A 16,841-nucleotide genomic window follows, 5' to 3' on the forward strand; every position below is an offset into this window, starting at 1 on the left:
TGCCGGGCGTGATGCTGTGCCGGACTGTTCGACACTCCGGCGCGTTGCCCGGGGCGGTTCTGTACCTGCCGGGCGTGATGCTGTGTCGGACCGTTCGACACTCCGGCGCGTTGCCCGGGGCGGTTCTGTACCTGCCCGGCGTGAAGCCGTGCCGCACCGTTCGACACCCCGGTGCCCCGCCCGGAAACCGTCGCACGACGAGCACGGGCCCCGGTGGGCGCACGGCGCCCGCCCAACGCCCCACGGCAGAGGACGCGTACCGCTTTCGGGTTCCGATCGTTGAGTTCTGCGGGCAGCCCACCCCGACCCCGTACACCCTGGCGGGAGGCCCGTCCGCGCCCCGCAGGGCCAACGCCGACGTCCCCTAAGGACCCCGCATGACGACGCCGCCGCGCCTGACGTCGAGCCCCGGCCCCGGTGGCGGAATCCCGCCGCTCGCCGGCGGGGCCGAAGGGCCCGACGCGCTGCGGCCCCTCCTCGGCGTGGTGCTGGACGCGCTCCGCGCGGGCGCCGTCGCGCGGAACGGGCCGCTGCCGCCCGGCGGGCCCGAACCCCTGGGCAGGGCCGTGGCGGAGACCGTCGCCCCCGTGATCCCCGACCATGGCCGCGGCGCCGAGGAAGCGCTCCGAAGCCTCGTCGAGGCCGTCGCCTACGGCGCCGCCGACCCCGCCGACCCCCGCTGCGCCGCCCACCTCCACACCTCACCCCTCGCGCTCGCCGTGGCCGCCGACCTGGCCGCGTCCGCGCTCAACCCGTCCCTGGACTCCTGGGACCAGGCGCCCGCCGCCTCCGCGCTGGAGACCGAGGTGACCCGCGCCCTCGCCGCCGAGGTGTACCCGCGGGCCGCGCGCCCCGACGCCCTCGTCACCACCGGAGGCACCGAGGCCAACCAGCTCGCCGTCCTCCTCGCCCGCGAGCACCACGGACCGGTCCGGATCGTCTGCGGCGCCGACACCCACCACTCGGTGCGCCGCTCCGCCTGGCTCCTCGGGCTCCCCGAGCCCGTCACCGTCCCCGCCGCGGACGGCATCACCGACCTCGCCGCCCTCGACGCCGCGCTCACCGCCCTGCCCGGAGGCCCCGTACTCGTCACCGCCACCGCGGGCACCACCGACGCCGGACTCGTCGACCCGCTCCCCGCCATCGCCGACCTCTGCGCACACCACGGCGCCGAACTGCACGTCGACGCGGCCTACGGCGGCCCGCTGCTGTTCAGCCGCCGCCACCGGACGCTGCTGCGCGGCCTCGACCGCGCCCACTCCGTCACGTTCGACCTCCACAAACTGGGCTGGCAGCCGGTAGCCGCCGGCATCCTCGCCGTCCCCGACGGCACCCGGTTCGCCCCGCTCGCCCACACCGCCGACTACCTCAACCCGGACGACGACACCGAGGCCGGCCTGCCCGACCTCCTCGGCCGCTCCCTGCGTACCACCCGCCGCCCCGACATCCTCAAGATCGCGGTCACCCTCCGGGCCCTCGGCCGCGACGGCCTCGCGGACCTCGTCGACCGCACCTGCGCCGCCGCCCGGGAATGCGCCGACCTGATCGAGAAGCACCCGGCCCTGGAACTCCACCGCCGGCCCGTGCTGACCACGGTCCTCTTCCGGCCCCGCGGCGCGAGCGACGCCGCCGTCGCCGCGCTCCGCCGCCGGCTCCTGTACGACGGCCGCGCCGTCCTCGGCCGCGCCCATGCGGACGGCAGGCTCTGGCTCAAGGCCACCCTGCTCAACCCCCACACCACCGCGCACGACCTCGACACCCTCATCGCACTCGTGGAAGGCAGCAGCACCCGATGACCGGCACGTCCGCCCCCGGCGCCCCCCACACCGACCGGCCCCACGACCTCGTGGGCATCGGCATCGGGCCCTTCAACCTCTCCCTCGCCGCCCTCGCCCACGGGCTACGGGCCGGGGACGCCGCGGGCGGCCTCACCACCGCCTTCTACGACCAGCGCCCCGCGTTCCACTGGCACGCCGGACTGCTCATCGACGGCAGCACCCTCCAGGTGCCGTTCCTCGCCGACCTCGTCACCCTCGCCGACCCCGCCAGCCCCTGGTCGTTCCTCCGCTACCTCAGGGACCGCGACCGGCTCTTCCCCTTCTACTTCGCCGAGCGGTTCCACATCGAGCGCGCCGAGTACGACGCCTACTGCCGCTGGGTCAGCGACCGGCTGCCCGGCCTCCACTTCGGGCACCAGGTCGACGCCGTCCGCTGGAACCCGGAACGCTCCCTGTTCGAGGTCGACTTCACCCAGCTCGACCCGCACGGGGGAGCCGAGTCACTGGGCCGCGCCCACGCCCGCCACATCGCCGTCGGCATCGGCACCGAGCCGCACGTGCCCGAACCGCTGCAACCCCTCGTCGACGCCCCCGGTGTCGCCGTGATCCACTCCGCCGACTACCTCGAGCACCGCGAACACCTCCTCACCGCAGGGCACATCACCGTCATCGGCTCCGGCCAGTCAGGCGCCGAGGTCTTCCTCGACGTGCTGCGCGCCCGTCCCGCCGGCACCGAGCGGGTCCACTGGCTGGCCCGCACCGAGGCGTTCGCGCCCATGGAGTACTCCAAGCTCGGCCTGGAGCACTTCACGCCCGACTACACCCGCTACTTCCACGCCCTGCCGGAGACCGTGCGGGACGACCTCGTCCCCCGGCAGTGGCAGCTCCACAAGGGCATCGACACCGCCACCATCGCCGCCATCCACGACGAGCTGTACCGGCGCGCCCTGCACACCGGCTGGCCCGACGCCGTCCTCACCCCGGGCGTACGCGTCCGCACCGCGGGCCGGGTCGCCACCACCAAGGTCGAACTCCACCTGGAGCACCTCCAGCAGGGCAGCCGCTCCCGGCTCACCACCGACGCCGTCGTCCTCGCCACCGGCTACCGCGAGCGCCCCCTCGACCGGATCCTCGTCGGCCTCGACCCGTACATGCGGCGCGACGCCTCCGGCAGGCCCCGCGTCGACGAGCACTTCCGGCTCGTGCTCGACCCGGCGGTCAGCGGCTCCGTGTACGTGCAGAACGCGGAGCGCCACACCCACGGCGTGGGCGCACCCGACCTCGGACTGGCCGCCTGGCGCAGCGCGACCATCCTGAACTCCCTCACGGGCAAGGAGCCCTACCCGCTGCCCCGCCGCACCGCCTTCACCAGCTTCGGCCTCGAACGGCGCGAGGCGCCCGGCATTCCCGGCCAGGCGCCCCGGCCCGCACTGATCGAGGAACGGCACCGGGCCCGCTAGGGCGTGCTGCGAAGCCGCCCCGTCCGCCCTCAGGCCAGGCGGGACACTCCCCACCCGCCCTCGGGGGTCCGGCACTAGGGCGTTTTTCGAAAGTCCCGTCTGGGCGGGGCCTCTGGCACGCACCCTCGCGGCGTCGTCGGTCGTCGGCGCAGCCCGCTGCGTTCTCCTCCCTGCGCCTCGCGATCTTCCCCTCGGCCCGGTGGGCCTGGGGAGGCCCCGCCTCCTCGGCCCGGTGGACCTGGGGAGACCCCACCCCCTCGGCCCGGTGGGCCTGGGGAGACCCCACCCCCTCGGCCCGGTGGGCCTGGGGAGACCCCACCCCCTCGGCCTGAGGGCCTGGGGAGACCCCACCCCCTCGGCCTGAGGGCCTGGGGAGACCCCACCCCCCCCGGCCCGGAGGGCCTGGGGAGTCCCCATGCACCAGAGGCCCCCGCCCCCGCCCTGGGGCGAACGACGCTACCTTCGAAACACGCCCTAGAAGACCGGAACACCGTCCCGGGTCAGCCTCCAGCCCACCGACGCGAACGCCGCCGGGTCCACCGTGCCCTTCGCCTGGACCCACTGGATGATCGTGTTGCGGATCTCGTCCGAGTTCGACCACAGCTGCCGGGCGTCGGCGACGTGCGGGAACGCACCACCGCCACTGGCCCGGTAGTTGTTCACGGCCAGGACGAACTGCGCCGCCGGGTCCAGTGCCCTGCCCTCGAACGACAGGTTCACGATCCGCGACCCGGCGGGCTTCGCGATGTCGATCTCGTACGTCAGACCCGCGACGGCGTCGTAGTTGTAGTCCGGAACGCCGTCGGCGTTCGTCAGCTTCGCCGTGTCCACCGGGGCCCCCGCCGGGGTCTGCGCGTAGTACCGCGCCGAGTACTCCAGATAGTCCTTCAGCTGGGCACCGGTCATCAACCGCGCCTCCAGCGTGTTCTCGAACGGGTACAGGCCGGCAGCGTCCCTGATCGTCACCTGCCCGGCCGGGATCGCCGCCGTGCGCGAGAAGCACGACGCCTGCGACAGCACCGGCAGCGCCGCCCACTGCCCGCCCGCCAGCGCCGACTTCACCGTCTCCGCCTGCACATGGTTGATCAGGTCGATGATCGGCTCGTCCTTCCACGGCGCCTCCGCCGTGGCCATCGCCGCCGTCGAGGTGCCGATGACCTGGTTGACGTACGCCACGACCTTCGCGTGCTCGTCCCCCAGCAGCTTCGTGACCCGCGGGTCCTCCGGGACCGTGTTGGAGTTCAGGACCTTCGCCCCCACGTTCGCCACCGTCCACCGGCCCCGCTCCCACACGAGGTCGAAGTCGAAGAGGGTCAGCCGCTGGCCCCACTTCAGCGGCTCGGACAGCACGACCGGCCTGCCCGTCTCCTTGTTGGTGACCGTGTACTCGGCGATCTCGGTGTGCGCGTGACCCACGAGGACCGCGTCGATCCCCGGGACCTGCTCGGCCACCAGCGCCGCCGCGTTCTCGACGTACGGCAGCTGGTCGCCGTACGAGGAGGTGCCGCTGGACCCGGAGTGCGCCGACACGATCACCACGTCGGCGCCCATCGAGCGCAGTTTCGGCACCCACTTCGCCGCCTGCTCCTCCAGGCCGGGGAACACCATCCTCCCGCTGACGTTGGCCTTGTCCCAGATCGCGATGCCCGGGTTCGTCAGCCCCAGCACCGCCACCCGCACATCACGCCCGTGCGGCGTGCGCAGCCGGTGCATGCTGTACGGCGGGAACGCCGGCCGCAGCGTCCTCGCGTCCAGGGCGTTGGCGCCGAGCAGGGGGAAGTCGCACTGCTCCTGGAACTTGCGCAGCACCGGGATGCCGTAGTTGAACTCGTGATTGCCGAGCGCGGCGGCGTCGTATCCGATGGCGTTCATGGCCTGCGCCATGGGGTGCACCGGGCCGCGGCGCGCGGTGATCGGGTCGACCTTGGCGTAGTAGTACGACAGCTGCGTGCCCTGGATCGTGTCACCGGCGTCGATGAGCAGCGTGTTGCGCCGGCCCTTCTCCTTGCGCACCTGCTCGACCAGGGTGGAGATCTTGGCCAGGCCGACGTCGTTGTGGGCCTTGTCGTCGAACTCCCGGTCGGTGAAGTAGTCCCAGTTGAAGACGTTTCCATGGAGGTCGGTGGTGCCCATCACGGTGAACGAGTACCGCTTCTCCCGCCCCGGGCCGCCGTGGGCCGCGGCGGGGACGGCGGTACCGCCCGCGATGGCGGCACCGGCCCCTGCGGCGGCCGAACGGCCCAGGAACGTCCTGCGATTGAGCGGCATGTGATCTCCCCTGTCTTCCATGGCGCTACGCGTGTGGAACAACGCGCGTAGAGTCTGACGCAGGGCGGCCCGGTCGCGAAAGAGCCGGAGACCGATCAGCGAGAGAGCCCACATGAACAGCGGTGTGCCGACGCCGGCCCCGCGCCCTACGGCACCCCGGAGACTCCAGAGTCGCGGTGAGCGGTGAGGCCCGTCGCCAGGCCGTCCTCGGAGCCGTACAGCGGGCCCGCGAGTACGCCGCCGCTCTCGGCGCCCGCCTGGCCGCGCTGGTCGAACTCGCCGACCTCGGCGCCGAGGCCCCGGCCCCCAGGGAATGCCAATGCCCCGGCGACCGGAGCGCTGCGCTCCGCCGCCTTCGCCGGCGCCACCGGCGAAGCAGCCCCGGCCCTCGATCTCGAACCCCAGCGGCAGACGGTGTACGTCCAGGTCAAGGCCGCTTCACCAGGACGCCACCGGAACTCCGACGCCGCCGCGGGTGCCCGGATGCTCAGAAGAGCACCCCCATGCACAATTCAATACTTGTCAATAAGGCTTCATGGAAAGGTTGTTGAGTAGTCACGGACAGCCAACTCTCTACCGGCGGGTAAGACATAGGCTCGAACCATGCGCCGAGCAAAGATCGTCTGCACACTTGGGCCCTCCACCGACTCGTACGAGCAGATCAAGGCACTCGTGGACGCCGGAATGGACGTCGCCCGCCTCAACCTCAGCCACGGCACCTACGTCGATCACGAGGAGCGGTACCGCCACGTCCGCAAGGCATCCGACGAAACCGGCCGCAGCGTCGGCATCCTCGCCGACCTTCAAGGCCCGAAGATCCGCCTCGGACGTTTCCGCGAAGGCCCCGTACTCCTTGAACGCGGCGACGAATTCACCATCACCGTCGAACCCGTCGAGGGTGACCGCGACATCTGCGGCACCACCTACGCCGGCCTCGCCTCCGACGTCACCCCCGGAGAGCGCATCCTCGTCGACGACGGCCGCGTCTCGCTCGAAGTCACCGCGGTCGACGGTCCCCGCGTCCGCACCACCGTCGTCGAAGGCGGCGTGATCTCCGACCACAAGGGCCTCAACCTCCCCGGAGTCGCCGTCTCCGTCCCCGCCCTCTCCGACAAGGACGTCGACGACCTCCGCTGGGCCATCAGAACCGGCGCCGACGTCATCGCCCTCTCCTTCGTCCGCAGCGGACGCGACATCGAGGACGTCCACCGCGTCATGGACGAGGAAGGCCGCCGCCTTCCCGTTATCGCGAAGATCGAGAAGCCCCAGGCCGTCGACACCATCGACGACATCGTCGCCGCCTTCGACGGCATCATGGTCGCCCGCGGAGACCTCGGCGTCGAAATGCCCCTGGAACAGGTGCCCCTCGTCCAGAAACGCGCGATCAAACTCGCCCGGCGCAACGCCAAACCCGTCATCGTCGCCACCCAGATGCTCGACTCGATGATCGACAACTCCCGGCCCACCCGCGCCGAGGCCTCCGACGTCGCCAACGCCGTCATCGACGGCACCGACGCCGTCATGCTCTCCGGCGAGACCAGCGTCGGCAAACACCCCGTCGAAACCGTCCGCACGATGAGCCGCATCGTCGAAGCCGCCGAGCAGGAGATCCTCGCCAAGGGCCTCCCCCCGCTCACCGAACGCAACAAGCCCCGCACCCAGGGCGGTTCCGTCGCCCGCGCCGCCGCCGAGATCGGCGACTTCCTCGGCGCCAAGTTCCTCGTCGCCTTCACCCAGTCCGGCGACACCGTCCGGCGCCTCTCCCGCTACCGCTCGCCCATCCCCCTCCTCGCCTTCACCCCCGACCCGGCCACCCGCTCCCAGCTCAATCTCACCTGGGGCGTCGAGACCTTCCTCGGACCCCGCGTCGACTCCACCGACGCCATGGTCGGCCAGGTCGACGAGGAACTCCTCCGCATCGGCCGCTGCGAGCGCGGCGACACCGTCGTCATGACCGCCGGATCCCCGCCCGGCGTCGCCGGCTCCACCAACCTCGTGCGCGTCCACCACATCGGCGAGGCCGACACCCCACGCCCCTGACCCCGGCCGCGCCGGGGCGACGGCGTGTTTGTGCGGAGAGGTCCTGGGCAGTCGGCCCCACAAGAGGCCCCGACACAAAGGGCCCCCGCCGACAACGGATGCATGCGGAGGTCCGGATGTCCACAGGAACACTCATCGCCGTCATCGTCTTGATCGTCGTCGTCCTGCTCCTGATCGCGGTGGGCGCATGGCTGACCATCCGCCGGCGCCACCTCCGGGAACGCTTCGGCTCCGAGTACGACCGCACCGTCGAGTCCGGAGACAGCAGGCGCGCCGCCGAGCGCGAACTGCGCTCCAGGGAGCAACGGCACCGCGACCTCGACATCCGGGAACTGCCCCCGGAGGCCAGGGACCGCTACTCGGCGGAATGGACCGGAGTCCAGGAACGCTTCGTCGACGACCCCTCCCGCTGCGTCGACGACGCCGACCGGCTCGTCACCCGGCTCATGAGCGACCGCGGCTACCCCACGGAAGGCTACGAGCAGCAACTCAGGGACCTCTCCGTCGAACACGGAGGCACCCTGGAGCACTACCGGGCCGCCCACGACGTCGGCCTGCGCAACAGGGAAGGCCGGGCGACCACCGAGGAACTGCGCGGAGCCATGGTGCACTACCGCGCCCTCTTCCAGGAGCTGCTCGGCGACTCCCACACGAGCCCGGATCCGACCGTCGACACCCGACGACGTCACGACGCCGCCTGACACCGCGACGCACGAGGTGAGTTGACATGCGAGACCCCAAGAGCAGGCAGGACACGACCAGGAGCGGTCTCACGACCGACGACCTGGCACACCCCCGGACGACCGGGAAGCCCCCCGAGGACAACGGCGTCGGCGAACGCCCCCCTCCCACCTTCCCCGGTGAGGCGACGGACCTGCCGGGGAACAGCACCGGGGCCCCCGCGGAACGCCGCGACCGCCCCGCCGGGCCGCGCGGCGCCGAACAGACGACCCGCCGCGCCTCCACGACGGAACCCATGACCGAACGGGAACCCGCGGCGGACCGGGAACCCGCAGCGGAACGGGAGACCACGGCGGACCGGGGACCGGTGGCGGAACGGGAGACCACGGCGGAACCGGAACCCGGGGCGGACCGGGGACCCGCGGCGGACCGGGGACCGGTGGCGGAACGGGAGACCACGGCGGAACCGGAACCCGGGGCGGACCGGGAACCCGGGGCTGAGCCGGAGTCCGAGGCCCCCGCGGCGACGGAGGGGCGACCGGGGCCCGACCGAGGCACTCCCCTGATCGCGGTCGAGGACGCCGAGAGCTACCGGGACCGCTGGCAGCAGATACAGGCGAACTTCATCGACGACCCCCGGGACTCCGTCCGCGCCGCCGACTCCCTCGTCGCCGACGTGATCCAGACCCTCGCGGCGACCTTCGCCGACCACAAGCAGGACCTCGAGTCCCGGTGGAGCAGGGGCGAGGAGACGGAGACGGAGGACCTGCGCGTCGCACTGCAGCACTACCGGATCTTCTTCAACCAGCTCCTCGACGCCTGACGCCACGGCCGCCACCGACGCACCCGCATATCGGGCCCGCTCAGTACTTGGGCCCGATACGCGCGTCCATGAGGGCGACGGAGGTGCGCCGGGCGACGGGATATGTTGTACGGCCTGCCGTACCGGGTGCATTCCTTCCACTCGACCCCGAGCCGGTCGAGCGTGTCCGTGTAGAGCCGGCGGATGTCGTCGGAGACGTTCGTGAACCAGTAGCGGGGATACTCGTAGCGCTTGGGCACTCCGCCGACGAGTCGGGTCGTCCAGTTGATGTTGCGGCACCCGTCGGAGTGAATCAGTCCGCGGACGAACTCCCACGGATGGGCGTCCACGATCTCCCGCTGCCACGACTGCAGGACGATCCGGCGTTCGTGCTTCCTGCCGGGCCCGTGTTGGGGGAAGAGGCACGACAGATGGTTCGAGTACACCTTGACGTTGCGACAGCCCTGCCTGCGCACCCGGCAGACGGAGTTGTCCGGGAAGACCGCCCGCATGGCGGTCTCGCACTCGTCCATCACGCCCTGCCACTGCTCCGCACACGTGATCATGAGGCTGGGCACACGGTGCCCCGAGTAGCGGATGATGTGCCCGTCGCCCAGGTACTGTCCGAGCAGATAGGCGTAGGCGGCTCCGTCGATCTCCCGGCCGTCGCATCTCGGGCACTGAGGTGCGTGCCTCCCGGGGCATTCGCCACGCTCCGCCCGGTCCCGGTGCCGCCAGTACGCCACGGTGCCGGCGGGCACGCCCAGCAGACGGCCCACGTCGGCGTTGCGGGCGCCGCCGCTCAGCAGGGCCAGCGCCTTCAGACGTACGTCCGTGCCATGGAGCTTCATATGACTACATTGCGCGATGGCTCGTCGCAGCGGGTGACAAGAAGCGGATGTTCACGAGAACGTGAACATCCGCTTGCTGTGCCGGGTGCGGGACTCGAACCCGCACGCCCTTTCGGGCAGATGTGTTTGAGACATCCGCGTATGCCACTTCCGCCAACCCGGCGAGGCCGCTGGTGGGAGTGTACCGGGTGAAGGTCGAGGGCTTCAGCTAGGTAGGCTTTCCAGTGCAGCACCGGCCCCGCAACGAGGAGCTCCCGTGACCGCCCCCGAGTCGCCCCAGCCCGTCGCCGACGACGGCGATGCGTCGCACGTCCCGCCGCTGACGACCCGTGTCGTCATCGCAGAGGACGAGGCCCTCATCCGCCTCGACCTGAGAGAGATGCTCGAGGAAGAGGGCTACACGGTCGTCGGGGAGGCCGGGGACGGGCAGCGAGCCGTCGAGCTCGCCCGGGAGCAGCGGCCGGACCTGGTGATTCTGGACGTGAAGATGCCGGTGCTCGACGGGATTTCCGCCGCCGAGAGGATCGCGGAGGAGTCGATCGCACCGGTCCTGATGCTGACGGCCTTCTCCCAGCGCGATCTCGTCGAGCGCGCGCGGGACGCCGGGGCGATGGCGTATCTGGTGAAGCCGTTCAGCAAGAGCGACGTGGTGCCGGCCATCGAGATGGCGGTGTCGCGGTTCGCGGAGCTGCGGGCGCTGGAGAAGGAGGTCGCGGATCTCGCCCAGCGGCTGGAGACGCGGAAGCTGGTGGACCGTGCGAAGAGCATTCTGCAGACGCAGTACGGGCTGACCGAGCCGGCCGCGTTCCGGTGGATCCAGAAGACGTCGATGGACCGGCGGCTGTCGATGCAGCAGGTCGCGGAGGCGGTCATCGAGGATGCCGAGGAGAAGAAGGCGGCCAGGGGGCGGTCGGAGCAGTAGCGGCGCACCACCGGGCAGGGCCCTCGGTCACAGGGTGATCGAGGGCCCTGTGATGTCGAGGGGGAAGTTGTGAAGGCCGATTCGCATTCGCCGGTGTGGCGGGCCGCTGCACACTAGGGTGACGTGACCTGCCCGCGGGGACTGACCGGTGAGACGGGCGGTGTTGCGGGAAGGTGCGCATCAGCCGGCGGGGGATGGTGATCCGGCCAGTTCGAGAACCCGCCGCCGACGGAGGATCCCCTGGTCAGAGCGCATTCGGGGAGCTGGGCGATACGGTGACGAAGATCCCGTACGGGCATGTCGGGGCGTTCTGGATCATGGCTGATACGTCCGGTCGCCGGTAAGGAGTGTTCTGTTTCCGGCGCATGACTCAGGTCACAGGGCGATCACACATCGTTCTGTCACCTATCCGTGCGCCCGAACGCGCGATTACATTCCCCGCACACCGCACCGTTTGGCGGTGTCCTGCGAGGAAAGGCCAACTTCCTCCGCAGACAAGATCGTTCGGGCGGCTCCAAGGGGTTCGTAGTGCTGAACAAGAACATCGTCAAGCTGGGCATACCGCTGGCAGTGGGCGCGCTCGCGCTCACCGGATGCGCCAACGATTCCGGCAGCAGCGGCGACACCGTCAAGATCGCCTTCCAGGGTCCGCTCTCCGGTGACAACGTCGCGCTCGGTCAGAACATGGAGCGTGGCATCCAGCTGGCCATCGAGCAGGCCAACGCCAAGGGCGACCTCGGCGTCAAGCTCGAGTACTTCCCGGTCGACGACCAGGGTCTGCCGGAGAAGGCCACGGCCGCTGCGCAGAAGGCGATCGACGACACGGACGTTGTCGCGCTGGTGGGTCCGGCGTTCTCCGGCGCCACCAACTCGGCGGCTCCGCTGCTCGGTGACGCGGGCCTGACGGCCATCTCCCCGTCGGCCACCAACCCGGGCCTGACCGAGCAGGGCTTCAAGACCTTCCTGCGCGGTGTGCCCAACGACAACGCGCAGGGCGCCGGTATGGCGGACTACTACGCGAAGAAGCTGAAGGCCAAGAAGGTCTACCTGCTCGACGACAAGTCGGACTACGGCGTGGGCCTGGCGCAGGTCGCCAACGACAAGCTCACGGCTGCCGGTGTCGAGGTCGTCAAGAAGTCGGTTCCGGCGAAGACCCCGGACTACAGCGCCACGGCGAAGGACGTCGTCAACTCCAAGGCCGACGCGCTGATCTACGCGGGCTACTACCAGGACGCGGCGCCGTTCGCGAAGAAGCTGGCGGAGGCCGGTTACAAGGGTGCCGCGATCTCCGGCGACGGCACGAACGACATGAAGTTCGTCGAGCTGGCGGGTGACGCGTCGGAGAACTGGTTCCTCACCTGCCCGTGCACCGACGCCACGGTGGAGGCGAGCACCAAGCAGTTCACCGAGGACTACAAGAAGAAGTTCAACGTCGCCCCGGGCACCTACTCGGCGGAGGCGTACGACCTCACCAACTACGTCATCCAGGAAGTCAAGCGCCTGGGCGACAAGGCGGACCGTGCGAGCATCTACGACGCGCTGGCGAAGGGTTCCTACAAGGGCCTGACGAAGGAGTTCTCCTTCGACGGCAAGGGTGAGCTGAAGATCTCGAACATCTACCTGTACCAGGTCAAGGGCGGCAAGATCGCCTACCAGGGGTCCATCCAGGAGCTGGCCGGTAGCTGATTTCGGCCGCCGGGCCGCGTCCAGTCCCGCCAGGACGCGGCCCGGCGTCGTCCCTGCACACGTGGCGCGGGTCCCACAGTCGTGTGCCGATCGCACCGCAGACCCCGCCCGCTCAGCTCCCACAAGGAAGTACGTTTGATGTCCCTTGTTGAATTCTGGGACTATCTGGTCCTAGGGGTGGTGCTCGGCTCCATCTACGCCGTCATCGCCATCGGTTACACACTCGTCTACGGTGTCCTCCAACTGATCAACTTCGCGCACAGCGAGGTGTTCATGCTGGGTGCCTACGGCGGTCTCATCGCCCTGACCGTGGTCGCGCCGGGGAACGCTCCCTCGGGTCTCGCATCGGTCGGATACGTGGTACTCGGTCTCGCGGCCGGCGCCGCCTTCGGTGCTCTCACCGCGTACGGCCTGGAGAAAGTGGCCTATCGGCCGCTGCGCCGCAGAGGCTCTCCACGGCTCATCTTCCTGATCACCGCGATCGGTGCGTCGTTCTTCCTGTACAACCTCGCGGGCAAGCTCTTCGGCCGTGACCCGCTGCCGATGCCGGAGGCCTACGAGAACAAGAAGGTTCTCACGGTATTCGGCGCCGATCTCAACGTGACGCAGTTGCTGCTGCTCGCATCCGCCGTGGTCATGATGGTCGGCCTCGACATGGTGGTGAACCGCACCAAGCTCGGATCCGGTATCCGGGCGGTGTCCCAGGACGCCGAGGTCGCCGGCCTGATGGGTGTGGACATCGACAAGGTCGTCTCGCGCACCTTCGTCATCGGTGGTCTGCTCGGTGGCGCCGCGGGATTCCTGTACGGCACGTTCACGCAGGTCAAATTCGACATGGGCTTCATCCCCGGCATCACCGCGTTCGCCGCGGCGGTCGTCGGCGGCATCGGCAACATCCGCGGTGCCATGCTCGGCGGACTGATGCTGGGCATCGTGGAGACGCTGACGGTGCCGGCCTTCGGAGGCGAGTGGCGCCACGTCGGCGCGTTCGTCGTACTGATCGCCGTGCTGATGTTCCGTCCGACCGGCATTCTCGGTGAGCGTGTGGGGAGGACGGCATGAGCACGAACACGACCGTGAAGTCGCCGTCCACGGCGGCGAAGCTGCGCAGGACCGCGTGGTACCAGCAGCCCCGGTACACGCGGCTGGGCGCGCTGATCGCGCTGGCCCTGGTGCTCACCCTCATGGTGGGCGAGCAGGGCAACACCCGTGACCTCTTCTACTCCGTGCGCACGAGTCTCACCGGGGTCAACCTGTGGATCTGCCTGGGCGGCGCACTGGTCATCTGGCTCGTGCGGGAGTTCGGCTCGCGGCAGGTCTCCGGCGCGGTCGGCGGCATCAGGTCCGTGCACAACCTGGGCCCGTGGAAGCGGGCGCAGGAGGCGTTCCGTACCCAGCCGAGGGTCAAGTGGACCGTGATGATCGCGCTGCTGCTCGCAGCGCTCTTCATCCCCGGCCAGCTGACCGGGTACTGGCAGACCGTGCTGATCGACCAGATCGCCACGTACGCGCTGCTGGCCATCGGCCTCAACGTGGTGATCGGCTGGGCCGGCCTGCTGGACCTGGGCTTCGTCGCCTTCTTCGCGGTCGGTGCCTACAGCGCGGCGTTCTGGACGGGCAGTCTCCCGGTGGAGCCGCCCATCGTGCTGAACAACTTCCTGATCATTCCGGTGGCCGTGGTCACGTGTCTGATCGCGGGTGTGCTGCTCGGGGCGCCGACACTGCGACTGCGCGGTGACTACCTGGCCATCGTGACGCTGGGCTTCCACGAGATCGTGTACCTGGTGGCGAAGAACGCCGACGGGGTCACGGGTGGTCCCGCCGGTGCGCGCCAGGTGCCGAAGTTCTCGGCCTTCGGATACGAGTGGGGCCTGGAGAAGATGCCGTACTGGTATCTCCTGGTCACTCTGATCGTCGTTCTGATCATCGTCTTCGTGCGGCTGGAGCATTCGCGGGTGGGCCGAGCCTGGACCGCGATCCGTGAGGACGAGGTCGCTGCTGCCGCGAACGGCGTCGACACGGTCCGCTTCAAGCTGATGGCCTTCGCCATCGGTGCGTCGACGTCCGGTGTCGCCGGTGTCGTCTACGCGAGCAAGGTCGGGTACTTCAACCCGGAGAACTTCATCATCCTCAACTCCATCCTGGTGCTGTCGTACGTCATCTTCGGCGGCATGGGATCGATCCCGGGCGTGCTGCTGGGTGCGGCGATCCTGGTGTGGCTGCCGGAGGTGCTCCGCGACTTCGTGGACCCGGCGGACCGGTACATGTATCTGGGCGCACTGCTGGTGGTCATGATGATCTACCGCCCGCAGGGTGTGTGGCCTTCCCGCCGACGGCAACGGGAGCTGAAACTGACGCAGGAAGGCATCGGCGACGCCGATGCGATGACGGAGCCGGCGGGAGGTGCGGTCCGATGACCACGGATGTGACGAAGGGCGTGGCCGCCGGGGCCGACGGCTCGGCGGCCGGTCAGGACAACGTTCTGGAGGCCTCCGGTGTGACGCTGAGGTTCGGCGGTCTGACCTGCCTGAACAGCGTCGAGCTGGGGATGCGCCGCGGCGAGGTCCTCGCCGTGATCGGCCCGAACGGCGCCGGCAAGACGTCGCTGTTCAACTCGCTGACGGGCGTCTACAAGCCGCAGGAGGGACGGATCTCGTTCCGTCCCAAGGACGGTGGCGAGAAGCAGCTGCTCGGCAGCAAGCCGCACCTGGTGAACCGGCTGGGACTGGCGCGTACGTTCCAGAACATCCGGCTGTTCTCCGCGCTGACGGCACTGGAGAACGTGAAGATCGCGGCGGAGACCCGGCAGCGGGTGGGCCCGGTCTCGATCATGCTCGGTCTCCCGAACGCCCGCCGGGCGGAGCGGGAGAGCGACGAGCGGGCCCACCGGCTGCTGAAGTTCGTCGGCCTGGAGAGCAAGCTCAACGAGATCGCCGGCAGCCTGTCCTACGGTGACCAGCGCAGCCTGGAGATCGCGAGGGCACTGGCCACCGATCCGCAGGTGCTGCTCCTCGACGAGCCGGCCGCGGGCACGAACCCGACGGAGAAGCTGGAGCTGGAGCAGCTGATCCGCCGTATCAACGCCGAACTGGGCGTCAGCGTGCTGCTGATCGAGCACGACATGCGCCTGGTGATGTCGGTGGCGGACCGGGTGATGGTCCTCAACTTCGGCAAGAAGATCGCCGAGGGGACACCGAGTGAGGTGCAGCAGCATCCGGCGGTGATCGAGGCCTATCTCGGTGCCGAGGCCGCGGCCGAGGCGGAGCCGGTTCAAGCGGTGATCGCCGAGCAGCGGCGCCCGGTGGACGGGGACGAGAGCACCGCCGCACCCGCGGGCGATGATGCGGAGGGTCCCGGTTCGGAGGGCGGCTCCGATGCGGATGGCGCATCCGGTTCGGACGAGACGCCGTCGGATGAGGGGCCGTCGTCGGACGACACGACGCCGGACGGTTCCGCGTCGGACGACACGACGCCGGACGGTTCCGCGTCGGACGACACGACGCCGGACGGTTCCGCGTCGGACGAGGAGAGCGGCAAGTGACCACGACCGAACTCGAGAAGGACGCCGGCGGAGCCGGCGCCGTGACGGACAACCTCCTCGAACTCAAGGGCGTCCGGGTCTTCTACGGCGCCATCGAGGCCATCAAGGGCATCGACCTGACCGTCCGCAAGGGTGAGATCGTCGCCCTGCTCGGCGGCAACGGCGCGGGGAAGACCACCACGCTGCGCACGATCTCGGGCATGCTCCGGCCGCGCCACGGCGAGGTCCTGCTGCACGACGAGCGCATCGACGGCATCAAGTCCCATGAACTGGTCCGGTTCGGTGTGGGACACGTGCCGGAGGGCCGCAGGGTCTTCGCACGGATGACCGTGCGGGAGAACCTGGAGATGGGCGCCTATCGGTTCAAGTCGGTCGACTCGGCCGAGATGGATCGGGTGTTCACCCTCTTCCCGCGGCTGGCGGAGCGGCGCTCGCAGCTCGCCGGGACCCTGTCGGGTGGTGAGCAGCAGATGCTCGCCATCGGACGGGCCCTGATGGGCAAGCCCGAGCTGCTGCTGCTCGACGAACCGTCGATGGGCCTGGCTCCACTGATCGTGCAGCAGATCTTCGACATCGTCGAGGAGATCAACAAGCAGGGCACGACGGTGCTGCTGGTGGAGCAGAACGCCACCCAGGCGCTCGCCCTGGCCAACCGCGGCTACGTCCTGGAGACGGGTGAGATCGCCATGTCGGGTCCCTCGGCGGACCTGCTGGCGGACTCCCGGATCCGTGAGGCGTACCTCGGTGAGGGCGCGGCCTGACTTCCGCAGAGCCGGCAAGGGCCGGGGAGCGTTCGCTCCCCGGCCCTTGCC

The 16,841-nt window shown here is 69.9% G+C and carries 12 protein-coding genes, 1 tRNA gene and 2 pseudogenes; 12 read left to right on the plus strand and 3 right to left on the minus strand.

The annotated features are described in order from the left end of the window. The first annotated feature begins 377 nt into the window (after positions 1 to 377). Positions 378 to 1,796, plus strand: a complete 1,419-nt coding sequence (locus tag FEF34_RS29745) for a pyridoxal phosphate-dependent decarboxylase family protein (protein ID WP_234042612.1) — start codon at positions 378 to 380, stop codon at positions 1,794 to 1,796. Then, positions 1,793 to 3,238, plus strand: a complete 1,446-nt coding sequence (locus tag FEF34_RS29750) for a lysine N(6)-hydroxylase/L-ornithine N(5)-oxygenase family protein (RefSeq protein WP_138055912.1) — start codon at positions 1,793 to 1,795, stop codon at positions 3,236 to 3,238. Before FEF34_RS29745 ends, FEF34_RS29750 begins: the two co-directional genes overlap by 4 nt. Positions 3,239 to 3,712: 474 nt before the next feature. On the opposite strand, the gene FEF34_RS29755 is transcribed toward FEF34_RS29750, so the two are convergent. Continuing rightward, entirely contained in the window at positions 3,713 to 5,506 is a 1,794-nt protein-coding gene (locus FEF34_RS29755) for a bifunctional metallophosphatase/5'-nucleotidase (protein ID WP_138055913.1), read from the minus strand. A gap of 182 nt (positions 5,507 to 5,688) precedes the next feature. On the opposite strand from FEF34_RS29755, the pseudogene FEF34_RS43300 reads away from it, so the two are divergent. From FEF34_RS43300 to FEF34_RS29775, 4 genes and pseudogenes are all read left to right on the plus strand, one after another. Then, positions 5,689 to 5,967, plus strand: a pseudogene (locus tag FEF34_RS43300) (SIMPL domain-containing protein); the annotation flags it as partial. A 142-nt stretch (positions 5,968 to 6,109) separates the two neighbouring features. Continuing rightward, the gene (gene pyk, locus FEF34_RS29765; RefSeq protein WP_138055914.1) at positions 6,110 to 7,546 is read left to right on the plus strand and encodes a pyruvate kinase; all 1,437 of its coding nucleotides are present in this window, start codon (positions 6,110 to 6,112) and stop codon (positions 7,544 to 7,546) included. Positions 7,547 to 7,662: 116 nt separating this feature from the next. After that, a complete protein-coding gene (locus FEF34_RS29770) occupies positions 7,663 to 8,247 on the plus strand; it encodes a hypothetical protein (RefSeq protein ID WP_138055915.1) in 585 nt (194 codons plus the stop codon). 26 nt (positions 8,248 to 8,273) lie between these two features. Beyond that, a complete protein-coding gene (locus FEF34_RS29775) occupies positions 8,274 to 9,050 on the plus strand; it encodes a hypothetical protein (RefSeq protein WP_138055916.1) in 777 nt (258 codons plus the stop codon). Positions 9,051 to 9,090: 40 nt separating this feature from the next. Here FEF34_RS29775 and FEF34_RS29780 read toward each other — a convergent pair. Next, a pseudogene (locus FEF34_RS29780) lies at positions 9,091 to 9,880 on the minus strand (helix-turn-helix domain-containing protein). Between the two features lie 79 nt (positions 9,881 to 9,959). Next, positions 9,960 to 10,043, minus strand: a tRNA-Leu gene (locus FEF34_RS29785). Positions 10,044 to 10,136: 93 nt separating this feature from the next. On the opposite strand from FEF34_RS29785, the gene FEF34_RS29790 reads away from it, so the two are divergent. The 6 genes from FEF34_RS29790 to FEF34_RS29815 all read left to right on the plus strand — a co-directional run bounded on the left by FEF34_RS29790 (position 10,137) and on the right by FEF34_RS29815 (position 16,790). Then, positions 10,137 to 10,802: an ANTAR domain-containing response regulator gene (locus FEF34_RS29790; protein ID WP_138055917.1), complete on the plus strand. Its 666-nt coding sequence runs from the start codon at positions 10,137 to 10,139 to the stop codon at positions 10,800 to 10,802. Between the two features lie 528 nt (positions 10,803 to 11,330). Further along, a complete protein-coding gene (locus FEF34_RS29795) occupies positions 11,331 to 12,488 on the plus strand; it encodes a branched-chain amino acid ABC transporter substrate-binding protein (protein ID WP_138055918.1) in 1,158 nt (385 codons plus the stop codon). A gap of 138 nt (positions 12,489 to 12,626) precedes the next feature. Then, positions 12,627 to 13,550 (plus strand): branched-chain amino acid ABC transporter permease, encoded by a 924-nt coding sequence (locus FEF34_RS29800; RefSeq protein ID WP_138055919.1) that lies wholly within the window; start codon positions 12,627 to 12,629, stop codon positions 13,548 to 13,550. After that, the gene (locus tag FEF34_RS29805) at positions 13,547 to 14,905 is read left to right on the plus strand and encodes a branched-chain amino acid ABC transporter permease (RefSeq protein ID WP_171053144.1); all 1,359 of its coding nucleotides are present in this window, start codon (positions 13,547 to 13,549) and stop codon (positions 14,903 to 14,905) included. The genes FEF34_RS29800 and FEF34_RS29805 overlap by 4 nt, the downstream gene beginning before the upstream one ends. After that, on the plus strand, positions 14,902 to 16,029 hold the full coding sequence (locus tag FEF34_RS29810) for an ABC transporter ATP-binding protein (protein WP_138055920.1): 1,128 nt from the start codon (positions 14,902 to 14,904) through the stop codon (positions 16,027 to 16,029). Before FEF34_RS29805 ends, FEF34_RS29810 begins: the two co-directional genes overlap by 4 nt. After that, positions 16,026 to 16,790: an ABC transporter ATP-binding protein gene (locus FEF34_RS29815; protein ID WP_138055921.1), complete on the plus strand. Its 765-nt coding sequence runs from the start codon at positions 16,026 to 16,028 to the stop codon at positions 16,788 to 16,790. Before FEF34_RS29810 ends, FEF34_RS29815 begins: the two co-directional genes overlap by 4 nt. Positions 16,791 to 16,841 lie beyond the last annotated feature (51 nt).

Source organism: Streptomyces marianii (assembly GCF_005795905.1).
Lineage (GTDB): Bacteria > Actinomycetota > Actinomycetes > Streptomycetales > Streptomycetaceae > Streptomyces > Streptomyces marianii.